19 protein-coding genes are annotated in these 24,422 nt (G+C 70.3%); 9 read left to right on the forward strand and 10 right to left on the reverse strand.

Features of this window, described 5'->3' with window-relative positions; all coding sequences use genetic code 11:
- Nucleotides 1-18 precede the first annotated feature (18 nt).
- Nucleotides 19-1,188 carry a pyridoxal phosphate-dependent aminotransferase gene (locus ACT541_RS10595; RefSeq protein WP_476136643.1) on the forward strand — a complete coding sequence of 390 codons (1,170 nt, stop codon included), beginning with the start codon at nucleotides 19-21 and terminating at the stop codon, nucleotides 1,186-1,188.
- A gap of 15 nt (nucleotides 1,189-1,203) precedes the next feature.
- Here the strand turns inward: ACT541_RS10595 and ACT541_RS10600 are convergent, their stop codons facing one another.
- The 4 genes from ACT541_RS10600 to ACT541_RS10615 all read right to left on the reverse strand — a co-directional run bounded on the left by ACT541_RS10600 (nucleotide 1,204) and on the right by ACT541_RS10615 (nucleotide 6,401).
- Nucleotides 1,204-2,232, reverse strand: a complete 1,029-nt coding sequence (locus tag ACT541_RS10600; RefSeq protein WP_476136645.1) for an endonuclease/exonuclease/phosphatase family protein — start codon at nucleotides 2,230-2,232, stop codon at nucleotides 1,204-1,206.
- 87 nt (nucleotides 2,233-2,319) lie between these two features.
- A complete protein-coding gene (locus ACT541_RS10605; RefSeq protein ID WP_476136647.1) occupies nucleotides 2,320-3,474 on the reverse strand; it encodes a YbfB/YjiJ family MFS transporter in 1,155 nt (384 codons plus the stop codon).
- Between the two features lie 339 nt (nucleotides 3,475-3,813).
- Nucleotides 3,814-4,665, reverse strand: coding sequence for a 2-oxoacid:ferredoxin oxidoreductase subunit beta (locus tag ACT541_RS10610; RefSeq protein WP_476136649.1), 852 nt, complete (start codon nucleotides 4,663-4,665; stop codon nucleotides 3,814-3,816).
- On the reverse strand, nucleotides 4,662-6,401 hold the full coding sequence (locus tag ACT541_RS10615; protein ID WP_476136651.1) for a 2-oxoacid:acceptor oxidoreductase subunit alpha: 1,740 nt from the start codon (nucleotides 6,399-6,401) through the stop codon (nucleotides 4,662-4,664). The genes ACT541_RS10610 and ACT541_RS10615 overlap by 4 nt, the downstream gene beginning before the upstream one ends.
- Before the next feature lie 381 nt (nucleotides 6,402-6,782).
- Here ACT541_RS10615 and ACT541_RS10620 point away from each other — a divergent pair, with 381 nt between their 5' ends.
- Together ACT541_RS10620 and ACT541_RS10625 are read left to right on the forward strand one after the other, a co-directional pair.
- On the forward strand, nucleotides 6,783-7,064 hold the full coding sequence (locus ACT541_RS10620; protein ID WP_476136653.1) for a hypothetical protein: 282 nt from the start codon (nucleotides 6,783-6,785) through the stop codon (nucleotides 7,062-7,064).
- 97 nt (nucleotides 7,065-7,161) lie between these two features.
- Complete coding sequence (locus tag ACT541_RS10625; protein ID WP_476136655.1) at nucleotides 7,162-8,028, forward strand: phosphatase PAP2 family protein; 867 nt, start codon at nucleotides 7,162-7,164, stop codon at nucleotides 8,026-8,028.
- Here ACT541_RS10625 and metC read toward each other — a convergent pair.
- Nucleotides 8,016-9,242 carry a cystathionine beta-lyase gene (gene metC, locus ACT541_RS10630; protein WP_476136657.1) on the reverse strand — a complete coding sequence of 409 codons (1,227 nt, stop codon included), beginning with the start codon at nucleotides 9,240-9,242 and terminating at the stop codon, nucleotides 8,016-8,018. The genes ACT541_RS10625 and metC overlap by 13 nt on opposite strands.
- 272 nt (nucleotides 9,243-9,514) lie before the next feature.
- Between metC and ACT541_RS10635 the strand changes: the two genes are divergently transcribed.
- The 4 genes from ACT541_RS10635 (at nucleotide 9,515) to ACT541_RS10650 (ending at nucleotide 13,772) form a co-directional block, all read left to right on the forward strand.
- Complete coding sequence (locus tag ACT541_RS10635; RefSeq protein WP_476136659.1) at nucleotides 9,515-10,531, forward strand: amino acid ABC transporter substrate-binding protein; 1,017 nt, start codon at nucleotides 9,515-9,517, stop codon at nucleotides 10,529-10,531.
- Nucleotides 10,532-10,617: 86 nt separating this feature from the next.
- On the forward strand, nucleotides 10,618-11,826 hold the full coding sequence (locus tag ACT541_RS10640) for an amino acid ABC transporter permease (protein ID WP_476136661.1): 1,209 nt from the start codon (nucleotides 10,618-10,620) through the stop codon (nucleotides 11,824-11,826).
- A gap of 4 nt (nucleotides 11,827-11,830) precedes the next feature.
- A complete protein-coding gene (locus tag ACT541_RS10645; RefSeq protein ID WP_476136663.1) occupies nucleotides 11,831-12,970 on the forward strand; it encodes an amino acid ABC transporter permease in 1,140 nt (379 codons plus the stop codon).
- 19 nt (nucleotides 12,971-12,989) lie between these two features.
- The gene (locus tag ACT541_RS10650; RefSeq protein ID WP_476136665.1) at nucleotides 12,990-13,772 is read left to right on the forward strand and encodes an amino acid ABC transporter ATP-binding protein; all 783 of its coding nucleotides are present in this window, start codon (nucleotides 12,990-12,992) and stop codon (nucleotides 13,770-13,772) included.
- 85 nt (nucleotides 13,773-13,857) lie between these two features.
- Here ACT541_RS10650 and ACT541_RS10655 read toward each other — a convergent pair whose 3' ends face one another.
- Entirely contained in the window at nucleotides 13,858-14,439 is a 582-nt protein-coding gene (locus ACT541_RS10655) for an NAD(P)H-dependent oxidoreductase (RefSeq protein ID WP_476136667.1), read from the reverse strand.
- Between the two features lie 319 nt (nucleotides 14,440-14,758).
- Between ACT541_RS10655 and ACT541_RS10660 the strand changes: the two genes are divergently transcribed.
- A complete protein-coding gene (locus ACT541_RS10660; RefSeq protein ID WP_476136669.1) occupies nucleotides 14,759-15,421 on the forward strand; it encodes a TetR/AcrR family transcriptional regulator in 663 nt (220 codons plus the stop codon).
- A gap of 94 nt (nucleotides 15,422-15,515) precedes the next feature.
- Here the strand turns inward: ACT541_RS10660 and gltA are convergent, their stop codons facing one another.
- Both gltA and gltX read right to left on the reverse strand, forming a co-directional pair.
- The gene (gene gltA, locus ACT541_RS10665; protein WP_476136670.1) at nucleotides 15,516-16,805 is read right to left on the reverse strand and encodes a citrate synthase; all 1,290 of its coding nucleotides are present in this window, start codon (nucleotides 16,803-16,805) and stop codon (nucleotides 15,516-15,518) included.
- Nucleotides 16,806-17,110: 305 nt separating this feature from the next.
- Nucleotides 17,111-18,535: a glutamate--tRNA ligase gene (gene gltX, locus ACT541_RS10670; protein WP_476136672.1), complete on the reverse strand. Its 1,425-nt coding sequence runs from the start codon at nucleotides 18,533-18,535 to the stop codon at nucleotides 17,111-17,113.
- 106 nt (nucleotides 18,536-18,641) lie between these two features.
- Between gltX and ACT541_RS10675 the strand changes: the two genes are divergently transcribed.
- Entirely contained in the window at nucleotides 18,642-21,311 is a 2,670-nt protein-coding gene (locus ACT541_RS10675; protein ID WP_476136674.1) for a ComEC/Rec2 family competence protein, read from the forward strand.
- 252 nt (nucleotides 21,312-21,563) lie between these two features.
- Here ACT541_RS10675 and lexA read toward each other — a convergent pair whose 3' ends face one another.
- Together lexA and ACT541_RS10685 are read right to left on the reverse strand one after the other, a co-directional pair.
- Nucleotides 21,564-22,292, reverse strand: coding sequence for a transcriptional repressor LexA (gene lexA / locus ACT541_RS10680; RefSeq protein WP_476136675.1), 729 nt, complete (start codon nucleotides 22,290-22,292; stop codon nucleotides 21,564-21,566).
- A 262-nt stretch (nucleotides 22,293-22,554) separates the two neighbouring features.
- Nucleotides 22,555-24,360 carry a hypothetical protein gene (locus ACT541_RS10685; protein ID WP_476136677.1) on the reverse strand — a complete coding sequence of 602 codons (1,806 nt, stop codon included), beginning with the start codon at nucleotides 24,358-24,360 and terminating at the stop codon, nucleotides 22,555-22,557.
- Nucleotides 24,361-24,422: the final 62 nt, after the last annotated feature.

Consider the following 24,422-nt stretch of genomic DNA (forward strand, 5'->3'; position numbering starts at 1 on the left):
TCGCCACAGGAGCCGCCGATGTCGCCGTTCATGCCGTCCGCCCGTTCGCAGGTCGCGCCCTTCATCGCCATGGAGGTGCTGGCGGCGGCGGTGGAGCGTGAACGTGCCGGCCACCGCGTCGTCCACATGGAGGTCGGCCAGCCCGGCGCCAATGCGCCCTCGCCGGTGATCGCGGCGGCGAAACGCGCCCTCGACGGCCGGCTCGGCTATACCGAAGCCCTCGGCATCCGCCCGCTGCGCGAGGCGATCGCGGCGCATTACCATCGGACCTACGGCGTCGAGGTCTCGCCCGACCGGGTGGCGATCACTGCCGGATCGTCGGGCGGCTTCAACCTCGCTTTCCTCGCCGCCTTCGCGCCCGGCGCCCGCGTCGCCATGCCGACGCCGGGTTATCCCGCCTATCGCAACCTGCTCGCCGCCCTCGGGCTCGAGGCGGTGGAGATCGAATGCGGTCCCGAGACGCGCTGGGCGCTGACGCCGGAGATGTTGCGCAGGGCGCATGCGGAAAAGCCGCTCGCCGGCGTGCTCGTCGCCTCGCCGGCCAATCCGACCGGCACGATGTACACGCCGCATGCGCTCGACGCGCTGGTGAGGGCCGCCGACGATCTCGGCCTGTGGTTCATCTCCGACGAGATCTACCACGGCCTCGTCTACAACGGCGCCCAGGCGACGGCGCTGACGTCGAGCCCGCGGGCGATCGTCGTCAACTCCTTCTCCAAATACTACTGCATGACCGGCTGGCGCATCGGCTGGATGGTGATGCCGGAGGTGCTGGTCAAGCCGATCGACCGGCTGGCGCAGAACCTGACGCTCTCCAACAACGAGATCTCGCAGCGTGCGGCGCTCGCGGCCTTCGACCCGGCCTCGACCGCCGAGCTCGACGTGGTCAAGGCCGGCTATGCGGCGAACCGCGCCTATCTCGTCGACCAGCTGCCGCGGCTCGGCTTCGACGACCTGCTGCCGGTCGACGGTGCGTTCTACGCCTATGCGAGCATCCGCCGCTTCTCCAACGACAGCCTCGACTTCGTCCGTCGCATGTTGAACGAGGCCGGCGTCGCGGCGACGCCGGGGCCGGACTTCGACGGCCATCGCGGCCACGGCTACGTCCGCTTCTCCTTCGCCGGCACCATGGCCGACATGAAGGAAGCGGTGGAGCGCATGGGCGCGTGGCTGCCGAAGATCGGGTGAGGGGGCGGTTCGGGCCTACTCGACCTCCTCGATCGTCACCGAGACGGGGAAGTGGTCCGAGAAGCCCTCGCGGTCGACGTTCTTGGCCGGGTTGCCCTTCGGTAGTCCGAAACGAATCGGCCCCTCGTTCTTGGAGGTCGAAACCATTTCGGGGTAGGCCTCGAGGCGCATCGTGCCCTCCAGCACCCGGAGGGGCGATCGCCCGGTGAGGAAGGGCCGCGAGACCAGGATCTGGTCGAACGAATTGCCGTTGCCCTGAAAATAGAGCGATCCGTAGAGCGTCCGCGGGTTCCCGGCGGAGTCGACCACCGATTGCCGCAGAATGTTCCAGGTCAGGTTGAAGAAACGCGCCGAAGTGGCGTTCTCGACGTCGTCGCGCTCTCTCGTCGCCTGGGCGTGGATCGTCAGCGACATGTCGTGCGGATCGTCGTTGAGGTCGCCCATCGCGATCACCGGCAGGGCGTCGCCGCGTTCTTCACGGATGCGCTCGTGCCAGTAGCCGAGCGTCTCGCCGGCCGTCATGCGAAATCCCGCGCTCTCGTTGGCCGGTCCGCCCGACCGCGAGGGCCAGTGATTGCACAGGGCGACGAACTCGTTGCCGGCGGTCGTCTTGAAGGTCGCCTGCGTGATGTCGCGCGTCCCGGTCCGACGCATCACGAAGTAGGAGAAGACCTTGGCGCGGTCGACGCTCAGCCGCGCGGAGTCGAAGATGAAGGCCGTGTCGATGCCGCGTCGGTCGTGAGAGGAGTCGACGTGCACCACGTCGTAACGGCGCGTCGGCAGCCGCGTGGCGAGAGCGGCGGTGAGCGCATCCAGACAGAAGCGGTGCTCCACCTCGCAGACGCCGAGCAGATCGGGGCCGGCGCCGTCGTTCATTCGGGCGATGATGTGCGCGAGCTGTTCGACCTTGCGCTCGAAGAGTTCCTTGCTCCATCCCTCCAGATCCTTGCCGACGGCTTTTTCGAGCCAGGGCTCGCGGTCGGCGAAGCCTTCGGGGGCGAAGAGGTTCTCGAGATTCCAGAAGGCGACGACATAGTTCGACATGACACGGTCCTCCCTCGCATCTCGCGGAGCGTGTCATCACGGAATGTCACAATCAATGATTTGTTCGACGGCCGGCTCGACCTGTCTTCAGCGTGATGCGCTCTTCGGCCCGGCGAGCACCGCGAGCGTGCCGAAGACGAGACAGGCCGCACCGACCGCGAAGAGCGCGAGGTAGGATCCGCTCACCGCCAACAGGCGCGAGAAGGCGAGAGCCCCCAGCGCCTGGACGCAGGCGAAGGCGGCCGTCGCCAGGGCCCAGGCATGGGCGTGGCGGGCGGGGCCGGCGAGTTCACCGGCGCGGCCGGAGGCGAGCAGGGCGCAGCCGGGCGTCAGGGCGCCGACCACGATCGACGAGATCGCCAGAGCGACGAACCCGTTCGCGACGAGCGGCAGGGCGACGCCGGCCGCCTTGATCGCGAGGCCTCCGGCGAGCGCGGTGCGGAAGCCGAAGCGGTCGGCGGCGCGGCCGGCCAGAATCGGCCCGGCCATGGCGCCGAGGCCGAAGAAGGTCCATTGCAGCCCGCCGGCGGCGAGACCGCGGCCGAGATCGCGGGCGATCCAGTCGACCCAGTAGACCGTGTGCGGCACGAAGCCGGCGGCGTCGGTGCAATAGGCGAAGGCGAAGAGCAGGAAGCCCTTCGGCAGGCCCTTCTCGTGCGGCGCGGCCGGGGCGACGGGGACGTCGGGCCAGGCGCGCCAGGTGAGTGCGGTGAGCAGCGCGGCCACGGCGGCGAGCACGCCCCAGGTGACGGCGACGCCGGCTTTCGCCAGGAGCGGCACGACGGTGCCCGAGGCGGCGATGCCGAGGCCGATGCCGGTGAAGACGATGCCGGCGACGGCGCCGCGCCTGGCTGGATCGGCGAAGCGGAGAACGGTCGTCGGCGCCACCACCATCAGGATCGCCCCGCCGACACCGGCGCCGAAACGGGCGAGACCGAGGACCACGGCGCCGAGCGGCACCATGCCGGCGGCGAGCGACAGGGCGGTGGCGATCATCGTCAGGCGCAGCGTGGCGCGGGTGCCGAAACGGCGGGCGAGCGGCGCGCCGAGGACCGCGCCGGCGAGGTATCCGGCGAAATTCGCCGCCGCCAGCGGCCCGGCGCCGGTCGGATCGATCCAACCCTCGCCGATCAGGCCCGGCACCAGCGCGGTATAGGCGAAGCGGCCGAAACCGAGGCCGACGAGCAGCGCGGCGAGACCGGCGGCGGAGCGGGGGGAGAGGACGGGGTCGCCGGTCGACAAGGAGCATCTTTCGCGATGTGCGGGGAGATCAGGCTCCGACATGGGGCGCGGGGGGCGCAAGTCCAGTTCCGCGAACAACGGGGCGGGGTGCCGTCGGCAGACGGGAGAATGGCGGGAGGCCGTGCGCGATGCTTCGAGACGCGGGCCTTCGACCCGCTCCTCAGCATGAGGCGGTTTTTGTTTTCGATACAAACACATACGCCTCATGCTGAGGAGGGCGGCCATCGGCGGCCCGTCTCGAAGCATCACGCACCCGATTCCGGCGCCCTGTGCTTCGTCCGAAACGAAAAGGGGCCCTCGCGGGCCCCTTCCACAGTCTCGAACACGTCGTCCGCAGCCTCACCCGACCACGAACTTCGCCGCGATCTTCTCGGCGTCGCCGTGGCCCGTCGGGGCCGCGCCGTAGGCGCCGCGGTCGCCCTTGAAGAAGATGCCGGTCGCCATCTCGGCGCCGCCGAGGATGGCGGCGGTGGCGGCGGCGCGGTCGGAGGTCGGCTGCACGGCGTTGCGCTCGACCGTCTTCTTCCACTCCATCTCTTCCGGGCGGAAGGTGATGCAGGGCGACAGCACCTCGACGAAGGAGAAGCCGGGGTGGCGCACCGCCTCGACGATCATGCTCGCGAGCGGCTTGACGTCGAGGGCGAAGCCGCGGGCGACGAAGTTGGCGCCGGCGGCGAGCGCGATGGCGAGCGGCGAGAAGGGCTTCACGCCGGTGCCGCCGGGGGCGGCGTCGCTGTCCCAGTCGGCTTCGGTCGTCGGCGACGGCTGGCCCTTGGTCATGCCGTAGACCCGGTTGTCCATGACGATGTAGGTCAGGTCGACGTTGCGGCGGCAGGCGTGCAGGAAGTGGTTGCCGCCGATCGAATAGCCGTCGCCGTCGCCGCCGACCGTGATCACCTGGAGATCGGGCCGGGCGAGCTTCAGGCCGGTCGCCGCCGGCAGCGCGCGTCCGTGGACGCCGTGGAAGCCGTAGGCGGTCGTGTAGGCGGGAAGCCGCGACGAGCAGCCGATGCCGGAGACCACGACCACCTCGTGCGGCGGTCGGCCGAGTTCGGCGAGCGCCCGCTGGAGGGACTGGAGGACGCCGAAGTCGCCGCAGCCCGAGCACCAGATCGGCTCGACCGAGGACTTGAAGTCCTTGAGAGTGAGGGCCTGCGACGGGCAGGCATGGGGCGTTTCGTGCACGGTCATTCGGCGGCCTCGGCGGTCGGCTGGGCGAGATGGGCGACGATCTCGGCAGGGCGGAAAGGGGCGGGACCCGGACGGGCGAAGCTCTCGGCGATCGAGGGCAGCGCGCGTTCGCCGAGCAGATGGCGGAAGAGCTGGCCCGAGGCGTTCTGCTCGATCACCACGACGCGGGCGGCCCCCGCGAGGGCCGCGGCGAAGGGCGTCTTCTGCAACGGCGAGAGCAGCCGCAGCGCGACGACCTTGGTGGGTCGGCCCGCGGCGGTCAGGCGGCGCGCAGCTTCCTTGGCAGGGCCGACGGTCGAGCCGAAGGCGACGAGCGCCACGGGGGCATCGGCCGGGCCGTAGACCTCGCCCCAGTCTTCGCCCCAGTCGAACGTCTCCAGCTTGCGGAGACGCTTGTTCAGCTGGGCGACGTGGTCGGCGGCGGAATTCGAGGGATGGCCGCTCTCCTTGTGGGAGAGGCCGTCGGCGACCCACTGGGTGCCGGGGCGGCCGGGGGCGGGCATCGGCGAGACGCCGCTCTCGGTCAGCGCGTAGCGGCGGAAGTCGACGCCCTCGGCGAGCGGCTCCGTCACGCGCTTCAGCGGCGCCGGGCGCTTTTCGGGAATGTCGATGATCGCCTGCGTCTGGCCGATCGACTGGTCGGAGAGCAGCATCACCGGGGTCTGTAGGGCTTCCGCGACGTGGACGGCGCGCTCGGTCGTCGCGGCGCAGTCGGCGATCGACATCGGCGCATAGACGACGCGGGGGGCGTCGCCCGGCGTGCCGCGCAGCGCGATGTCGAGATCGCCCTGGTCGGACTTGGTCGGGATGCCGGTCGACGGGCCGACGCGCATCACGTCGACGATCAGCATCGGCAGTTCGGCGGCGATCGCCAGGCCGATGGTCTCGACCTTCAGCGCCAGGCCCGGGCCGGAGGTGATGGTCATGGTCGGCACGCCGGCGAAGGAGGCGCCGCAGCACATGTTGATCGCGGCGATCTCGTCCTCGGCGAGCACGACGCGGCCGCCGTGCTCCTGCATCTCGACCGCCAGCCATTCGGTGACCTCGGTCGCCGGCGTGATCGGATAGGCGGCGACGAACTCGATGCCGCCGCGCAGCGCGCCGAGGCCGACGGCGTCGTTGCCCGAGCAGAGCCAGAGCGGTCGGCGGGTGCCTTCGGGCAGGGCGAAGGAGGCGCCGGTCGCGGCGAGCGCGGCGGCGCCGGCACGGGCGCCGGCGAGCGAGGCGGCGACCGCCTTCTCGCCCTTGGCGCCGATCTGGGCGCGGACGCCCGCCTCGATGTCGGCGTCGGCGAGGCCGGCGAGGCCGGCGGCGATGCCGTAGCCCACCATGTTGACGCGGCCGCCCTCGACCGAGGCGGCGATCTCGGCGATCGGCAGCACGACGATGCGGGCGCCGGTCGCGGCGATCACCGGCGGCACGTCGCCCGCCTTGGGATCGGAGATGACGATGCTCGCGGCGTCGAGCGGGATCTCGGGGGCGAAGCGGTCGATGTTCTGCCAGTCGAGCGCGATCAGCGCGTCGAAGCGGTCAGGCTGCGCCTCGATCGTCTCGAGGCCGATCTCGATCAGGGCGGCCGCCTCGCCGCCGCGCACCTGGGCGCCCGAGAGCTTGGTCATCAGGCCGTGGAGGCCGGCACGGGCGGCAGTCGCCAGCAGCGTGCTGCCGGCGGTGATGGCGCCGGTGCCGCCGCTGCCGGCGATCACGATGGCCATCGACTTGCGCGTCTTCGACATCGACAACGATCCTCAGCTGGGCCGTCGGCCCGAAATGGTCTCTATCGTTCCGGCGGAGCCGAATTTCCGCGTCCGCCGCCGAACCGTCTCGCACGAGGCGGCGGGGGGCTTCTTTGACATGGAGCAAGAACGCGCCCGCATATTACACATTTTGCATGAAACTTTCAGCCGAGAGCGGCGGCTCTCGGCCGACGAGGTTCACGTTTCGGTGTGCGGCGGGGACCGCGTTCAGATTCGGTCAACCAATCGACCAGATGGTAGCGCGCGCCGGCCAGAGATTAACGACTTCTTGATTCGATCCGTCGAATGTTCGGCACTCGATCGTCTTTCCACGAAGGCGGGCAGGCGCGGCGCCTCTCCGTCGACCGCAGGGATATCGTCATGTCGCGTTCCAAACTCCGCATGCGCCTCCTGGCGTCCGGTCTTCTGGCGGGTACGGCCGGTGTCCTCGGTGGTTGCTCGTCGAACAGCGCGTCGCATTTCGATTCCGACTACGTGTCGCCGATCGCCGCGACCCCGGCGCCGCAGCCGATCGTTCCGGTGTCGAGCACCGGCGGTCCGGCCAAACGCTCGATGCCGCTGCTGCCGCCCGTTCCCGGCGAGGAGGCCTCGCACGGCCTGCCGCCGGTGTCGGTCGCCTCGCTGCTGCCGCCGGAGCGCTGAGCGGAACGCGCCCCGCCGTCTGGTCTCACCGCAGCCTCTTCGCGAGGTCGCCGCGACGTGATAGGTCGATCCGGCATTCACGACCGCCGAGGGACGATTGGCCGATCTCCGCTCCATCACGACGACCGCCGCCCGCACGGGCCTGACGATCGCGCGCCGGATCCTGTGCGGCGCGCGCCATGTCCTGCGCCGGCCGGTCGATCCCTTCCACGGTCCGATGCCGGCGATCGAACGGCCGAGCGTCGTCCTCGCCACCGGCCTCGTCGCGGCGCTCGCCGCCATCAAGATCTTCGATCCGCTGATGCGCCATCGCCCGGTGCCGACGCCGGGCGGCTTCGTCTACGGCGTGCTCGACTTCTTCACCTCCTTCGGTGAGGGCGTCGAGCTGCTGGTCGGTTCGGGCGTGCTGGTGATCGCGCTGGCGGTGCTCGGCGGACTGCGTCTGCCGCGCATGCTGCGGCCGCGGCTCTTCGAGGCGGCGGCGACGTTCGGCTTCGTCTTCGTTTCGGTCGCGGGCTCCGGCATCGTCGCGGCGCTGGCCAAGAACCTGTTCGGACGGGCCCGGCCGGAACATCTCGTCGGCGACGCCGTCTTCCAGATCCACGACGCGGTCTTCGCCGCGAAATGGGCGGCGTTCCCCTCGGGTCACGCCACCACGGCGGGGGCGAGCGCGGTCGTGCTGGCGCTGCTCTTCCCGCGGATCCGCCGCCTCGCGCTCGGGCTCGGCGTCGCCATCGCCCTGACCCGGATCGGGCTCGGTGCCCATTTCCCGTCGGACGTCATCGCCGGCTTCGCGCTCGGGGCGGCCTTCACGCTCGCCTGCGCGCAGGCTCTGGCGACGCGCGGACTGGTCTTCCTGCACGATCTCGACGGCAATCTCGTGCCCCGGCCGGACACCAGCCCGGCCGGATGGTTCGATCTGCTCGAGGATCTCCTCGGAGCACTCCGGCCTCAGCCGAGGTGAGCGGCGATCCGGTCGAGCCCGCGGGCGAGATCGGCCTTCAGATCCGCGACGTCCTCGAGACCGATCTGCAGACGGATCAGCGGGCCGGCCGCCTTCCACGGCACCGCCGTGCGGATCGACGCCGGCTCGGCGAGGATGGCGAGGCTCTCGAAGCCGCCCCACGAATAGCCCAACCCGAAGAGCTCCAGCCCGTCGAGCAGCAGACCCACCGTCTCGAACGAACAGGGCTTCAGCTCGAAGGCGAAGAGGCCCGACGAGCCGGCGAAGTCGCGCTTGAAGACCGCGTGGTCGGGATGCGACGGCAGGCCCGGATGGAGCACGCGGGCGACTTCCGGCCGGGTCTCGAGCCAGGCGGCGAGGGCGAGTGCGCTCTCCTGATGACGAGCGAGACGCACCGCCATGGTGCGGGCGCCGCGCAGCGCCAGATACATGTCGTCCGGACCGGTCCACAGGCCGAGATCGCCGTGGGTCGCCTTTACCTGCTTCCAGGCGCGCGGGCCGCAGGCGATGGTGCCGATCAGCGCGTCGGAATGGCCGACGACATATTTCGTCGCCGCCATGATCGAGACGTCGACGCCGTGGTCGAGCGGCCTGAAGAACAGCGGCGTCGCCCAGGTGTTGTCCATCAGGACGATCGGGCGGGCATCGCCGAGGCCGTCGAGCGCGCCGGTGATCGCCGGGATGTCGGGCATCTCGAAGGTGAGCGAGGCCGGGCTCTCGAGGAAGACGGCGCGGGTGTTCGGCCGCACGAGATCGACGATGCCTGCGCCGACATGGGCGTCGAAATAGGTCGTCTCGATGCCGAAGCGCTTCAGGATACCGTCGAGGGCGTTGCGGGTCGGCCCGTAGACGCCGTCCATCGCCAGAACGTGATCGCCGGCGGAGAGCACCGACAGCAGCGCGGTGGCGCAGGCCGAGGCGCCCGACGGCGTCAGCACGGTGCCGACGGCGCCCTCGAGATCGGTGATCAGACCCTCGAGACTCTCCGACGTCGGCGTGCCGCGGCGACCGTAGGTGTAGCGCGCCGGCTTCTCCGACTTGCCCTTCATCTGGGCAACGCTGTCGAACAGCACGGTGGAAGCGTGGATCACCGGCGGATTGACGAAGGGGCTGCCTTCGGGGCGACCGCCGTGGGCGAGGCGGGTCGCGGGCGAAAGAGACGCGGCGTGATCCCGAGGGGTGCCCTCGGGTGACTGATTCCGGCTGTCGCGCATGGGAAGGTCCAATTGTTCTCCCCGGGGCGGGGAAGCGTAAATTTTTTGCATCGCAGTACGAAGTTCGACGTAAGCTTCCTCTTGACCGACCGTCAGGATCGGTTTGTGATGAGCCCCGCGTTCGCTCGCGACGGCACACTTTAGTCCAACAAGTCGTGCTTCGCGAGACGGGGGAGCGCTCGGCGGCGAAACGATCGCCACGACGCGCTCCGGGGCTCCGATCTCACCACCGGCGACCGCGGGGTCGACCGGCAACCATCAGGCGGGTTCAAATGAAGAAGAAGACCATGGCGGCGACCTTCGGCGTCGCGCTCGCGGTATCCGTGACCGGCGCCGTCGCCGGCACGCTCGACGACGTGAAGACCAAGGGCTTCGTCCAGTGTGGCGTCAACACCGGCCTCGCCGGCTTCTCGATCTCGGACGCTTCGGGCAAGTGGACCGGTCTCGACGTCGACTTCTGCCGCGCCGTCGCGGCGGCCGTCTTCAACGACCCGAACAAGGTCAAGTACACGCCGCTCTCCGCCAAGGAGCGCTTCACCGCGCTCGCCTCGGGTGAGATCGACGTCCTGTCGCGCAACACCACCTGGACGATGTCGCGCGACACCAAGCAGGGCAAGTTCGCCGGCGTCACCTATTACGACGGCCAGGGCTTCATGGTGCGCAAGTCGCTCGGCGTGACCTCCGCCAAGCAGCTGAACGGCGCCACCGTCTGCACCCAGACCGGCACGACGACCGAGCTCAACCTCGCCGACTGGTTCCGCGCCAACAAGCTCGAGTACAAGCTCGTGTCCTTCGAGAAGGACGTCGAGGTGGTGAAGACCTACGACGCCGGCGGCTGCGACGTGCTGACCACCGACGCCTCGGGCCTCTATGCCGAGCGCCTGAAGCTGGTCAACGCCGACGAGCACATCGTGCTGCCCGAGATCATCTCCAAGGAGCCGCTCGGCCCGATGGTGCGTTCCGGTGACGACGCCTGGTTCAACGTCGTGAAGTGGTCCTACTTCGCGCTGGTCCAGGCCGAAGAGCTCGGTCTCGACAGCAAGAACGTCGACGAGCAGCTGGCCAAGTCGGAGAACCCGGAAGTCAAGCGCATGCTCGGCAAGGAAGGTTCCTTCGGCGCCGACATGGGCCTGACCAATGCCTGGGCCTACCAGATCGTCAAGCACGTCGGCAACTACGGCGAGGTCTTCGAGCGCAACGTCGGCGTCAACACGCCGCTGAAGATCGCCCGTGGCCTCAACGCGCTGTGGACCAAGGGCGGTCTGCAGTATTCGCCGCCGATCCGCTGATCGCGACGGACCCGCGCCCTCGGACGGGGGCGCGGGTTTCTCGCCCGTCGGGGGACGGGCCGCGTGTCTGGTCGAGGGGAGGGAACATGGCCGCAAGCGAGGCTGATCGCCGAGGCGGAACGGGGGAGATCCCCCCGCGCGTCGTCTGGTACAACGATCCGAAATGGCGGGGCATCGTCTTTCAGGCGCTGACGCTCGCCATCGTGGTGGGTATCGCCTGGAGCGTGATCCACAACACCGCCGTCAATCTCGAGAAGCGCCACATCGCGCAGGGCTTCTCCTTCCTGTCGACGACCGCCGGCTTCGACATCAACCAGACGCCGATCGCCTTCCCCAAGGACGCGTCCTATGGCCGGGCGCTCCTGGTGGGCGTGGCCAACACGGTGATCGTCGCGGTCATCGGCATCTTCTTCGCCACGATCATCGGCTTCGCCGTCGGCATCGGCCGGCTGTCGCGCAATCTCGTGGTCTCCTCGATCGCCACGACCTATGTCGAGACGCTGCGCAACATCCCGGTGCTGCTGCAGATCTTCTTCTGGTATTTCGCGGTGCTCGGCGTGCTGCCGGTGCCGCGGGCGTCCTACGAGCCGATCGCCGGCTGGGTCTATCTCAACAACCGCGGCCTCTATCTGCCGGAGTTCCGCTTCGGCGGCTTCGCCGGAACCGGCATCCTCGCCGGCATCGGGCTCGGCCTCCTCGCCGCCTGGGTGATCGCCCGCTGGGCGAAGGCGCGGCAGCGCGAGACGGGACAGGCCTTCCCGGTCTGGTCGACCGGCATCGGTCTGGTCGTCGGCCTGCCGCTCCTCGTCTTCGCCGCCTCGGGCTTCGACCTGACGCTGGTGGCGCCGAAGAAGTCGACCTTCAACCTCTCCGGCGGCATCGAGATCATCCCCTCGCTGATTGCCCTGACGCTGGCGCTGGCGATCTACACCGCGAGCTTCATCGCCGAGGTGGTGCGTGCCGGCATCCTCGCCGTGTCGCACGGCCAGACCGAGGCGGCGCGTTCGCTCGGTCTGTCGAACGGCCACACGCTGCGGCTGGTCGTGGTTCCGCAGGCGATGCGGGTGATCCTGCCGCCGCTGACCAACCAGTATCTGAATCTGACCAAGAACTCGTCGCTGGCGGTGGCGATCGGCTATCCCGATCTCGTGTCGACCGGCGGCATCGTTCTCAACCAGTCGGGTCAGGCGATCGAGGTCATCGCCATCTGGATGGCGATCTATCTCGGCACGTCGGTTCTCACCGCCATGGTGATGGACGGCTGGAACCGCCGCATGGCGATCGTGGAGAGGTGAACCGATGACCTCGATTTCCCCCTCCGACGTCGCCTTCGTGCGCGAGACGCTGGCCGAAGCCCGGCCGGCGCCGGTTTCCGCCCGCGGCATCGTCCTGCTGGTCAAGGAACGGCTGTTCGGCTCGGTCTTCGACGCACTGCTGACGATCTTCGGCACGGCGCTCGCCGCCTCGATCGTCTGGGCGATCCTCGACTTCGCGGTCATCCGCGCGGTGTGGACCGGCAACGACGGCGCGGTCTGCCGCGTCCAGGGCACCGGTGCCTGCTGGCCCTATGTCTCGGCCTATTGGAAGCAGTTCGTCTACGGACGCTATCCGGAAGACGAGCGCTGGCGGGCGACGCTGGTGTTCCTCGCCTTCTTCGTCCTGCTGGCGCCGCTGGCGATCCCCAAGGTGCCGTTCAAGCGCCTGAACGCGCTCCTCTTCTTCGTCGGTCTGCCGATCTTCGCCTATGTCCTGCTGTGCGGCGGCTGGTTCGGCCTCGTGCCGGTCGAGACCACCCAGTGGGGCGGCCTGCTCGTCACCATGGTGGTGGCGGTGACCGGCATCGTCTGCTCGCTGCCGATCGGCATCCTCTTCGCCCTCGGGCGACGCTCGAAGATGCCGATCGTCCGGATGATGTCGATCGTCTTCATCGAGTTCTGGCGCGGCGTGCCGATGATCACCGTGCTGTTCATGGCGTCGAACATGCTGCCGCTGTTCATGCCGGACGGGGTCGACGTCGACAAACTGCTGCGGGCGCTGGTGGGCGTCTCGATCTTCACGGCGGCCTATCTCGCCGAGACGATCCGCGGCGGCCTGCAGGCGATCCCCAAGGGCCAGTACGAGGGCGCCATGGCGCTCGGCCTCGGCTACTGGCGGATGATGGGTCTCATCATCATGCCGCAGGCGCTGAAGCTGGTGATCCCCGGCATCGTCAACTCGTTCATCTCGCTCTTCAAGGACACGACGCTGGTGCTGATCGTCTCGATCTTCGACCTGCTCGGCATGATCCAGTCGTCGCGCTCCGACCCGCTGTGGGCGTCGCCGTCGACCGGCACCACCGGCTATCTGGTGGCGGCGGCGACCTTCTGGATCTTCTGTTTCGGCATGAGCCGCTATTCGCAGTGGATGGAGCGTCGGCTCGCCACCGGTCACAAACGCTGAGCCCGACGAGGACAAGCGCATGAGCAACACCGACGCCAAACTCGCCGCTCCCGACGCGACGGTCGCCGAAGACCTCGCCGTCGAGATGATCGGCGTCAACAAGTGGTACGGCGACTTCCACGTCCTCAAGGACGTCGATCTCCGGGTGAAGAAGGGCGAGAAGATCGTCATCTGCGGCCCGTCGGGGTCGGGCAAGTCGACGATGATCCGCTGCATCAACCGGCTCGAGGAACACCAGGCCGGCCGCATCGTCGTCGACGGCATCGAGCTGACCGAGGACCTGAAGCGCATCGACGAGATCCGCCGCGACGTCGGCATGGTCTTCCAGCACTTCAACCTGTTCCCGCACCTGACCATCCTCGAGAACTGCACGCTGGCGCCGATCTGGGTGAAGAAGATGCCCAAGAAGGACGCCGAAGAGATCGCCATGCACTATCTCAAGCGCGTGCGCATCCCCGAGCAGGCGCTGAAGTACCCCGGCCAGCTCTCCGGCGGCCAGCAGCAGCGCGTGGCGATCGCCCGCTCGCTGTGCATGAGCCCGAAGATCATGCTGTTCGACGAGCCGACCTCGGCGCTCGACCCGGAGATGGTCAAGGAGGTGCTCGACACCATGGTCGGCCTCGCCAACGAGGGCATGACCATGCTCTGCGTCACCCACGAGATGGGCTTCGCCCGTCAGGTGGCCGACCGGGTGATCTTCATGGACGCCGGGCAGATCATCGAGGCGAACGAGCCGAACGCCTTCTTCGCCAACCCGCGCCACGAACGCACCAAGCTGTTCCTCAGCCAGATCCTGCACTGAGGGAAGGGGCGCGTCCCCGCGCCGGCGACGACTTGCGAAGGCCCGGCCGCGAGGTCGGGCCTTCGTCGTCTCGTGCGATGCGACGTCAGACGGCGCGGCGGCCGAGCGCCTCGACCTCGGCGAGCCGGGCCTCGCGCGCGGCGGGGGCGGACCGGCGGATCGGGCCGATGCGAGTGATCGCCACCGGATCGAAGCCGCAGAAGCCGAGGACCTGCCGGCGCAGACGGTGGCCGATCGGGTCCGACCACAGCCAGCGCAGCACCCAGGGCGGCGTGTCCATGGTCAGCACGACCCGTGCCGAGCGGCCGGCGAGCAGCCGGTCCCAATAGGGATCGTCGCGGTGATAGCGGAAGGCGAAGCCGGGCATCAGCACCCGGTCGAACAGCGCCTCGAGCCCGGCCGGCAGGCCGCCCCACCACATCGGCGCGACGATCGTCCAGTGCTCGGCCCAGGCGATCGCCTCCTGCACCTCGCGGACCCAGTCGGCCGGCGCCGCCGTCTCGGCGGCGCGATAGTCGGGCGGGACGAGGTCGACGGCGAGGTCGGGGAGGGCGAGGCGGCGCACCGTGTGGCCGGCCGCCTCGGCGCCGTCGGCGTAACGCTCGGCGAGCGCCCCACAGAAACTCTCGCGACGGGGATGCCCCGCCAGAACCAGGATGCGCGTCATCACCCCCTCCATGTTTCCACTGGCAACATGTTGCACCGAAATGTGACCAATGGCAACATGGCTTCGAGCGAGTAGCGGCACGATGCTTCGGTCGGTCGGTCGGTCGGTCGGTCGGTCGGTCGGTCGCACGAGGTCGGCCGCACGGGTCGGCGGTGCCGATGCGTGTCCCGCGTGGCCAGCCTCGCGGGTGCGCCCCGGGCCGGCGGTGTCGTCCGAGGTGCGGTACCGAGTCGGCCGCCTCGAAGGGTTCCGAGGTGCCGCCTCGCGCGCGTCCGACGCGGGCCGTGCGGGCACGGCAGAGGCGAGGGGGGAACGAGCGATGACGGTCAAGGAGAAGGGCGGCGGGGCGCGGAGCGAGGCGGGCGGCGTCCGCCGCGGCGTCCATCACGGCGATCTCGAGAACGCGCTGGTGACCGCCGCCTCGGCGATGATCGCGGCACGCGCCTCGACCGACGTGTCGCTGCGCGAGGTGGCCGAGGCGGTCGGCGTCAGCCATACCGCCGCCTACCGCCACTTCGCCGCCAAGTCGGATCTCTTCGCGGCGATCGCCGAACGCGCCTTCGCCCGGCTCGACGACGAGATCGCCCGTGCCGCCGCGCGGGCCGGCGGCGGTGCGGCTGCGCTCGTCGCGGCGGGGCGGGCCTATCTCGCCTTCGCCGAGCGCAATCCCGGTGCCTACCGGGTGATGTTCATGCCCGAGCTCTGCGATCGTGACCGCCATCCCGGCCTCGGCGCGGCGATGAGTGCCGCCTTCGAGACGCTGCGGCGGCTGGTGGAGGCGGGGCAGGCGGCGGGCGAGATCGTCGCCGTCCCGTCGGCCGAGATCGTCGCCTCGACGCTGTGGGCCGCCCAGCACGGCCATGCGGCGCTGCTGATCGACGGGCTGATCCGCGAGGGTGGTGGACGCGGGCCGGGCGCGCCGCGGGCCGACCGCGGCGTCCTGGTCGAGCTTCTCGTCGGGGCGGTGACGGTTCGACGTTGAGGGGTCGTCGGCGCGGGACGCGGTGTCGACCCGGCAACGAAAAAGGGCGCCCACGAGGGCGCCCTTTCGATTTCGTTCCGGTCGATCGATCCGATCAACGCTTCTCGATGTCGACGTAGTCGCGCATCGGGGCGCCGGTGTAGAGCTGACGCGGACGGCCGATCTTCTGATGCGGGTCCTCGATCATTTCCTTCCACTGCGCGATCCAGCCGACGGTGCGGGCGAGCGCGAACAGCACGGTGAACATCGAGGTCGGGAAGCCCATCGCCTTCAGCGTGATGCCCGAATAGAAGTCGATGTTCGGGTAGAGCTTCTTCTCGATGAAGTACTCGTCGTGCAGCGCGATCTTCTCGAGCTCGACGGCGACGTCCAGCAGCGGATCGTCCTTGATGCCGAGCGCGGCGAGGACCTCGTGACAGGTCTTCTGCATGATCTTGGCGCGCGGGTCGTAGTTCTTGTAGACCCGGTGGCCGAAGCCCATCAGACGGAACGGATCGTTCTTGTCCTTGGCGCGGCGGACGTATTCCGGGATGCGATCGACGGTGCCGATCTCCTGGAGCATCTGCAGCGCCGCCTCGTTGGCGCCGCCGTGCGCCGGGCCCCACAGGCAGGCGATGCCGGCCGCGATGCAGGCGAAGGGATTGGCGCCCGACGAACCGGCGAGACGAACCGTCGAGGTCGACGCGTTCTGCTCGTGGTCGGCGTGCAGGATGAAGATGTGGTCGAGGGCCTTGGCGAGGACCGGATTGACCTTGTACTCCTCGCACGGGATCGAGAAGCACATCTTCAGGAAGTTGGACGTGTAGTCGAGCGAGTTGTCCGGGTACACGAAGGGCTGGCCGATCGAGTACTTGTAGGCCATCGCCGCGATGGTCGGCATCTTGGAGATCATGCGGATCGACGCGACCATGCGCTGGTGCGGATCGGCGATGTCCAAGCTGTCGTGATAGAAGGCCGCCAGCGCGCCGACGGTGCCGACCATCACCGACATCGGGTGGGCGTCACGACGGTAGCCGGTGAAGAACTTCATCATCTGTTCGTGCACCATCGTGTGACGGTAGACACGGCCCTGGAAGTCGGCGAACTGGGTCTTGGTCGGCAGATCGCCGTAGAGCAGCAGGTAGCAGGTCTCGAGGAACGAGCCCTTCTCGGCCAGCTGGTCGATCGGGTAGCCGCGGTGCAGCAGCACGCCGGCGTCGCCGTCGATGTAGGTGATCTTCGATTCGCACGAGGCGGTCGAGGTGAAGCCCGGGTCGTAGGTGAAGGCACCCGTCTGGCCGTAGAGCTTGGTGATGTCGATGACGTCGGGACCGATCGTTCCGGACTTGACCGGGAACGTTACGGACTTTTCGCCCAAGTTGAGAGTGGCGGACTTGTCGCTCATGCAGTTACCCCCGAACGCGGAAGATCACCCAGTGGCACGTGACTTTCCAACCGATTCGAAGGAACCGGACGGAAAGGCGAGACGATTTGTCTCGGTCCGTGCGTCCGGGTAGGAGGCGTAGCCCATTCCTCTCGGGTCGACAAGCACTTCCTACGGATGAGGCGGTGCAGAAACAGCTCAAAGAAGTATCATGTCAACCCCTTGCAGGGGCGAGAGAAGTCTGTTCTCGCACATGCGAAGGCCGCGCCGTCGGACGGCGCGGCCTCGCGATTTCGTCATCGGCGGGAGCCCTCCGCGACCGGGCCTCAGGCGGCGAGCCGATCGCGCAGACGGGCGATGGTCTCGTCGCGTCCGAGCACCGCCAGGACGTCGAAGATGCCCGGCGAGGTGGTGCGTCCGGTCAGCGCGGCGCGCAGCGGCTGGGCCGCCTTGCCGAGCTTGAGGCCGGCCTCCTCGGCATGGGCGCGCACGACCGCCTCGGTGACCTCGGCCGACCATTCGGCGACCGCCTCGAGACGCGGCACCAGCGCGGCGATCACCGCGAGGCCCGCCTCGTCGAGGAGGGCGGCGGCCTTCTCCTCCATCGGCAACGGCCGGGCGGCATGGATGAAGCGGCAGCCGTCGAGGAGTTCCACCAGCGTCTTGGCGCGCTCCTTCAGGCCCGGCAGGGCCATGCGGATCTTGGCCTCGAGGGCGTCGTCGAGCTTGTCGAGCAGGGCGCGGCCGTCCTCGGTGTGGGGCAGGAAGGCGCGGAACGCCGCCCACAGGTCATCGTCGCTCGTCTGGCGCATGTAGACGCCGTTGAGGTTCTCGAGCTTGGCGAAGTCGAAGCGCGCGGCGCCCTTGTTGATGTCCGACACCTCGAACCAGCCGACGGCGTCTTCCATCGAGAAGATCTCGTCGTCGCCGTGGGACCAGCCGAGGCGGGCGAGATAGTTCTTCAGCGCTTCCGGCAGGTAGCCCATGGCGCGATAGGCATCGACGCCGAGGGCGCCGTGGCGCTTGGAGAGCTTGGCGCCGTCCGCACCGTGGATCAGCGGGATGTGGGCGAAGGCCGGAACGGTCCAGCCCATGGCGCGATAGATCTGGCTCTGGCGCGCGGCATTGGTCAGATGATCGTCGCCGCGGATGACGTGGGTGACGCCCATGTCGTGGTCGTCGACCACCACGGCCAGCATGTAGGTCGGCGTGCCGTCCGAGCGCAGCAGGATGAAGTCGTCGAGCACGTCGTTGCGGAAGGTGACCTTGCCCTGGACGAGGTCGTCGACCACCGTCTCGCCCTCCTGCGGCATCTTCAGACGGATGACGTAAGGAGCACCGGCCGGCGCCTCGGAAGGATCGCGATCGCGCCAGCGGCCGTCGTAGCGCGGCGGGCGGCCTTCCTTCATCGCGGTCTCGCGCATCTCCTCGAGCTCGGCCTGGGTCGCCCAGCACTTGTAGGCGCCGCCCTTGGCGAGCAGCTCGAGCGCCACCTCGGCGTGACGGTTCGCGCGGACGAACTGGAAGATCGGTTCGCCCTCGCCCTCGAGGCCCAGCCAGCGCAGACCGTCGAGGATCGCGTCGATGGCGGCGTCGGTCGAGCGTTCCCGGTCGGTGTCCTCGATGCGCAGCAGCATCCGGCCGCCGGTGTGGCGGGCCCAGAGCCAGTTGAACAGCGCCGTACGGGCACCGCCGATGTGGAGGTAGCCGGTGGGGGAGGGAGCGAAGCGGGTGACGACGGTCTCGACCATGGTGGGGTCCGATCGGGAGAAAAAGGGGGATGCCCGCGGCGGCGATGGCGGCAGACGCGGGATCGTGTAGCATGTCGGGACGGCAAAGCGAACCGGAACCTCGTGCATGTCGGTCGACGCAGCCCCGCGGCGCCTCGGCGCGCCCCGCGTGCTCGATCGCGCGGACGACGACCGGCGGTTCGCTCCGCCGCCGGGCGGCGGACGGCGGCTTCGCTTCGAGGAGGCGCTGCGTCGCCTCGTCGACGGGGCGGAGGACGATCTCGCCCGTGGTGCCGCGCCGCCGCTTCTCGCGGCCTGTTTCGCCGGCGGCATCGCGCTGTGGTTCACCCTGCCGGCGGAGCCGTCGGCGCTCGCGCTCGCGCTCCTCTTCCTCGTCGTCGCCGGATCGGCGGCCGTCTCGCGGCGGCGCGGCGGGCGGGCGATCGGTCGCGTCGTCTTCGCCGCGGTGATCGCCGGCGGGCTCGTCGCCGCCTTCGGTTCGTGGCGCGCGGCGGCACCCCGGCTCGATCACGAGCGCACCGTCGCCGTCGCCGGCCGCGTCGTCGATCTGGATGCCACCGCCAAGGGCGGTACGCGGCTGACCGTCGACGTCGGACGCATGGAGGGCGGCGGGCTTTCTCCCGCGACGACGCCGGCGCGCGTCACCGCGACGCTCGCCGCCGGCCGCGAGGCGCCGGGCATGGGCGAGGCCGTCACCTTCAAGGCGCGGCTGAAGCCGCCGGACGGGCCGGTGCTGCCGGGCGGCTACGACTTCGCCCGGCGGGCGTGGTTCGAGGGGCGCGGGGCGGGCGGTTACGTCCTCGGGCGGACTCATCCGGGCGAGACGGCGGCGCCGGGCCTCGTCGATCGCCTCGTCGCGCCGATCGGCGATCTGCGCCACCGGGTCGCCGAACGCGTCCGCGCCGGGCTTCCCGGCGGCGCCGGCGCGATCGCCGCGGCGATCATGGTGGGCGAGCAGCGGGCGATCCCGGAGAGCGTCGGCGAGCCGCTGCGCGCCTCCGGTCTCACCCACATCGTGTCGATCTCCGGCCTGCACATGAGCCTCGTCGCCGGCGGCGTGATGATCGTGCTGCGCATGCTCATGGCGCTGTCGCCGCGGCTGGCGCTCGACCATCCGATCCGCAAATGGGCGGCGGCGGCGGCCTTCGTCGCGGCGACCTTCTACCTGTTGATGTCGGGCATGCAGGTGGCGGCGCTGCGCTCGCACATCATGGTGTCGATCGCGCTGCTCGCGGTGATCGTCGATCGGCCGGCGATCACCATGCACACGGTGGCGGTGGCGGCGGTCGGCATCCTCGTCTTCGACCCGGAAGCGGCGATGGAGCCGAGCTTCCAGATGTCGTTCCTGGCGGTGATCGCGCTGGTCGCCTCGTGGGACCTGTGGCAGATCCGCGTCGCGGCGCGGCCGCCGCGGCCGGAGGTGCGCGGACCGATCGTCCATGCGCTGGTCTCCGCCTGGCACCATGCCGAGGGCCTCGCCTTTTCCTCGCTGATCGCCGGGCTCGCGACCGCGCCGGTGATCGCCGGCATCTTCTATCGCGGCGCGCCCTATTCGATCCTCGCCAACATGGTGGTGCTGCCGGTCGTCGGCATGGCCGTGATGCCGGCCGCCGTCGTGGCCTTTCTCGCCATGCCCTTCGGGCTCGAGGCGCTGCCGCTGTGGGTGATGGGGCTCGGGATCGACTGGATGGTGGCGGTCGGGCGCTGGACCTCGGCGCTACCGGGCGGCGGCGGTCTCCTCGGCGCACCGCACTGGGCGGCGATGCCGCTCGGCGTCGCGGCGGTGCTGTGGCTGTCGCTGTGGCGCTCGCGGATCCGCCTCGTCGGCCTGGTGCCGGGCGTGCTGTCGATCGTCCTCCTCGGCTTCGGCCCGCGGCCCGACGTGATGATCGGCCGCCACGGCTCGCCGGTCGCGGTGCGCGGCGACGACGGGCGGCTGCACGTGCTGGCGACGAAGGACGACGCCTTCGACACGGCGATCTGGCTCGCCGCCGATGCCGATCCGCGCGACCCGCGAGCGCCCGGCATCGCCGACGGCTGGCGCTGCGACGCGATCGGCTGCGCCTTCGTCCGGGGCGGCGAAGGCGCGGTCGGGACCGGCGCGAGAGACGTGGAGTCGAGTGCGGAGACGTCGGTCGAAGGGCTCGCCGACGGGCGAAGTGAGGGCGCGCGCGGCTCGGCAGGCGGGCCTTCGTCCGATCGGGGGCGGCCGCCTCTGCGGGTCGTGGTGGTGCGCCATCCGCGCGGCTTCGTCGAGGACTGCGGCCGCGCCGACATCGTGATCTCGGCGCTCGCCGCCCCGCCGGGCTGCGCCGCGACGAGCCTGGTGCTCGACCGCGTCGCCCGGGCGAAGACCGGCGCGGTGACGATCGACGTGGCGGCGGTGCCGGTGCCCGACGGTGTCGAGTCGGACGGCACGCGGGCAGTCGAGGCGCTCGGGCGCGGGGCGAACCGGAAAGATGCGTCGCCGTCGGCCGGTGCGGTCGACCCGACGCAGGACGATGCGGCGTCCGCACCCGAGGACGGGGACCGATCGCGACCGGCAGGGCCTGCCGAGGTCACGGTCGGCGAAACGAAGCCGACGAAGAAACGTCTCACCTTCTCCGTGACGCCGAGCCTGCCGGCGTCGCCGCGGGCATGGACGCCACGAGACCCGAACGCCGTCCATGCGCTCGCCGAGGTGACGGCCGATCCGCCGGACGGCGGCGCATCCGCCGCGCCGGCGCCGGCCGAGGCGGACCTCTCCGATTCCACGGCGGTCGGCGCCGATCCCTAGACGGTCTCATGGAGCCCGAGCGCCCGGGAGGCCGGGAGGCCGATGGAAACCGCGCGAGCCTCGACCAACGATGCGGGACCGCCGCGAGCCAGCGACGCGCACGACGACTGGTGAGCCCGTTCATGGATCGGCAGAGCGACACACCTCCGCAGCCCGAGAACGATGCGTCGCCTGCTCCCGGGCCGGATCCGTCTACCGTCGGCCACCCCGAGCGCACGACGCGTCCACGCGCGGGGTGGCCGACGCGCGTCGTCAGTAGCGGCGGATGAGGCCGACGAGGCGGCCCTGCACCTTCACCCGGTCGGGGCCGAAGATGCGGGTCTCGTAGGCCGGGTTGGCGGCTTCGAGGGCGATCGAGGCACCGCGCTTGCGCAGGCGCTTCAGCGTCGCCTCCTCCTCGTCGACGAGGGCGACGACGATGTCGCCGGAATCGGCGTTGTCGCCGCGTTTGATCAGCACCGTGTCGCCGTCGAGGATGCCGGCATCGATCATCGAATCGCCGCGGACCTCGAGGGCGTAGTGTTCGCCGCCGCCCAGCAGGTCGAAGGGCACCGGAATGGCGTGGGTATAGGTCTGGATCGCCGAGATCGGCGTGCCGGCGGCGATGCGGCCCATGACCGGGATCGACACGACCTCCGCCGTCTCCTCACCGGCGGGACCCGGCATCGCGGTCGGCCGCGGCTTGCCGAGCGTGCCCTGGATCACCGAGGGCGAGAAGCCCTTCGAGCCCGGCGCGCGGGCGGGGCTGGCGAGGCCCGGCGCCACCGAATCCGGCAGGCGCACCACCTCGAGCGCCCGCGCCCGGTTGGGCAGGCGGCGGATGAAGCCGCGTTCCTCGAGCGCGGTGATCAGGCGGTGGATGCCCGACTTGGAGCGAAGGTCGAGCGCGTCCTTCATCTCGTCGAAGGAGGGGGGAACGCCGTCCTCCTTCAGACGTTCGTGGATGAACATCAGAAGTTCGAACTGTTTGCGCGTCAGCATGACCCCGTTCCCTCGCCAGCCGGCGCGACGCGATCGGCGTCCGCCCCGGCATGTTCCATCCCCGCGGACCCCGAAGAAGCCCCGCACTCGAACGTACCCGTCCGCACCATGCACTCCCACCGGCCTCTTCGGCCGGTCAGGCAGGCGACTCGCGATGGGTACAAATCACGAACTCACGCTACGCGTTCTGCGGATGTTCCGCAAGGGGGAAGCGTGAACGGCGCCGTTTCGCGCCGTGGAACGGCGTTTCGGCGCACGTCCCTCACCGCAGCTTCAGCAGCTTCCATCTGCCCGCGACGGGAATCGGCTCGAGCCACGGCGGCATGATGCCGTGGCGCAATGCTTGCGCAAGGCCCGCGGGGGCGCGGGCGGCGTAGCGTTCGAAGTCGGCCTGGCCGGGGCAGTAGGCGACGTGGGTGACGGCTCGCCGGGCGAGCACGGCGCGGGCCTCGTCGGGGGGCGAGAGCCAGGCGGCGAGGGCGTCGGCGTTGCCCTGCGTGTTGCGGTGATAGGGCGCGGCGAGGACGGCGTGGCGGGTCAGGCCCAGCACGTGGCCGCCGGTGTCGATCGTCGTCAGGGCGAGACCGGGCGGGGCGGCGCGGTCGAGGGCGGCGAGTTCGGCCGTGTCGAGACAGGCGAGGCCGGCGAGATCGGCAGGCGCGAGCGCGGGGCTCGCGGGCAGGACGACCACCCAGAAGAGCGACAGGAAGGGCAGGGCCGCCGGCAGGAGAGCGAGGCGCCAGCGCGGCGCGTCGAAGCGGGCGAGGTGGCGGCCGAGCGCGGCCAGCGCCCAGCCGGCGGCGGCGAGCGCCGGGGCGGAGGTCGAGGTCGCGGCGCGCACCTGCCACACCGTCGCGGCGAGGCCGACGGCGACGACGCCGGCGAGCGCCAGCCAGCGGACGCGGGCGACGCCGGTCTCGCGGGCAGCCGCGACGAGGGCGACGACGAGCGAGACGGCGATCGGCGCCACGGCGGCGCCGGCGGCGGCGGGATCGAGGGCGGCGAGACGGCGGAGCGACAGCGCCTCGGGCACGTCGGCGAGCCAGAAGTCGACGACGAGGCGGGGAACACCGGCGAGCGGGTCGGCGAGGCACTGCGGGAAGACGGCGACGAGGAGCCCCGCCAGCGCCGCGCCGAGGACGGCGAGGCCGATCCAGCGAGCGGGTGCGCCGAGCCGCGGGGCGAGGGTGCCCGCTACCGCGAGGCCGACGCCACCGAAGATCGCCAGTGTCAGCTGCACGGTCGAGAAGGCGTCGCAGACGGGACCGGCGGCCGGGTCGGCGAAGAGCCCCCAGGTGAGCGCGCAGGCCGCGGCGAGGCCCCCGCCGTAGAGCGCGGCGGCGCGGCCCTGGGCCGGGCTCGCGGTGGCGGCGAGGGCGTAGGCGGCGGAGATCGCCACGAGGAAGGGCAGGTTCTCGATGCTGATCGCCAACGACAGAGCCGCGGCGATGCCGGTTCCGACGGCGACGCGGGCGCGGGCCGGATCGAGCGAGACGACCAGCGCGAGGGTCGCTGCGACGAGGAGCGCGATCTGGGCGTCGTGATGGTCGACGCGGCCGAGGCGTGCCTGGGCGACGAAGGCGGTGAGCGGCGACAGGATACCGACCGCGAGACCGGCGCCCGGCCCGCCGAGACGGCGGGCGAGGGCGACGAGGAGGACCAGCGTCGCCGTGAAGATCAGCGCCGGCAGGACGAGACGCGTCGCCATCTCGGCGTCGGCGCGCGAGAGAAAGGCCGAGAACAGGCGGATCAGGCCGGCGATCGGCAGATCGACGACGCGGGTCCAGTGCATGCGCACGCCGTCGAGCGGGTTCATGCGGGTCTCGACGAGATCGCCCCAGGCCTTGCCGTCCATCCACTCGCGCACCTGCAGCATGCGCATGGCGTCGTCGGAATCGCCGAAGTCGCGGGATGCCCACAGGCCGTGGATCGCCGGCACCTGAAACAGCGCCCAGAGCGCGAGACCGGCGAGGAGCGCGACCGGCCAGGAGACGAGCGCCGCTTCGATCCGCGCGGCTGCGGGCGAGGCGGGCGTCGCGGTCGGGAGGGGGCGGGGCGCGTCGGTCAAGGCGTCGTCCGTGGCGGGGGCATCGTGGCGGGGCGCGGCGGCGGGCCCGTGGATTCATCACC

Source organism: Pinisolibacter sp. DMC100 (genome assembly GCF_056313705.1).

Excerpts from the sequence above, each read along its gene's own strand:
- ACT541_RS10595 (WP_476136643.1), top strand. The coding sequence starts at position 19 with ATGTCGCCGTTCATGCCGTCCGCCCGTTCGCAGGTCGCGCCCTTCATC.
- ACT541_RS10600 (WP_476136645.1), bottom strand. The coding sequence starts at position 2,232 with ATGTCGAACTATGTCGTCGCCTTCTGGAATCTCGAGAACCTCTTCGCC.
- ACT541_RS10610 (WP_476136649.1), bottom strand. The coding sequence starts at position 4,665 with ATGACCGTGCACGAAACGCCCCATGCCTGCCCGTCGCAGGCCCTCACT.
- ACT541_RS10615 (WP_476136651.1), bottom strand. The coding sequence starts at position 6,401 with ATGTCGAAGACGCGCAAGTCGATGGCCATCGTGATCGCCGGCAGCGGC.
- ACT541_RS10620 (WP_476136653.1), top strand. The coding sequence starts at position 6,783 with ATGTCGCGTTCCAAACTCCGCATGCGCCTCCTGGCGTCCGGTCTTCTG.
- metC (WP_476136657.1), bottom strand. The coding sequence starts at position 9,242 with ATGCGCGACAGCCGGAATCAGTCACCCGAGGGCACCCCTCGGGATCAC.
- ACT541_RS10635 (WP_476136659.1), top strand. The coding sequence starts at position 9,515 with ATGAAGAAGAAGACCATGGCGGCGACCTTCGGCGTCGCGCTCGCGGTA.
- ACT541_RS10640 (WP_476136661.1), top strand. The coding sequence starts at position 10,618 with ATGGCCGCAAGCGAGGCTGATCGCCGAGGCGGAACGGGGGAGATCCCC.
- ACT541_RS10645 (WP_476136663.1), top strand. The coding sequence starts at position 11,831 with ATGACCTCGATTTCCCCCTCCGACGTCGCCTTCGTGCGCGAGACGCTG.
- ACT541_RS10650 (WP_476136665.1), top strand. The coding sequence starts at position 12,990 with ATGAGCAACACCGACGCCAAACTCGCCGCTCCCGACGCGACGGTCGCC.
- ACT541_RS10655 (WP_476136667.1), bottom strand. The coding sequence starts at position 14,439 with ATGACGCGCATCCTGGTTCTGGCGGGGCATCCCCGTCGCGAGAGTTTC.
- ACT541_RS10660 (WP_476136669.1), top strand. The coding sequence starts at position 14,759 with ATGACGGTCAAGGAGAAGGGCGGCGGGGCGCGGAGCGAGGCGGGCGGC.
- gltA (WP_476136670.1), bottom strand. The coding sequence starts at position 16,805 with ATGAGCGACAAGTCCGCCACTCTCAACTTGGGCGAAAAGTCCGTAACG.
- gltX (WP_476136672.1), bottom strand. The coding sequence starts at position 18,535 with ATGGTCGAGACCGTCGTCACCCGCTTCGCTCCCTCCCCCACCGGCTAC.
- ACT541_RS10675 (WP_476136674.1), top strand. The coding sequence starts at position 18,642 with ATGTCGGTCGACGCAGCCCCGCGGCGCCTCGGCGCGCCCCGCGTGCTC.
- lexA (WP_476136675.1), bottom strand. The coding sequence starts at position 22,292 with ATGCTGACGCGCAAACAGTTCGAACTTCTGATGTTCATCCACGAACGT.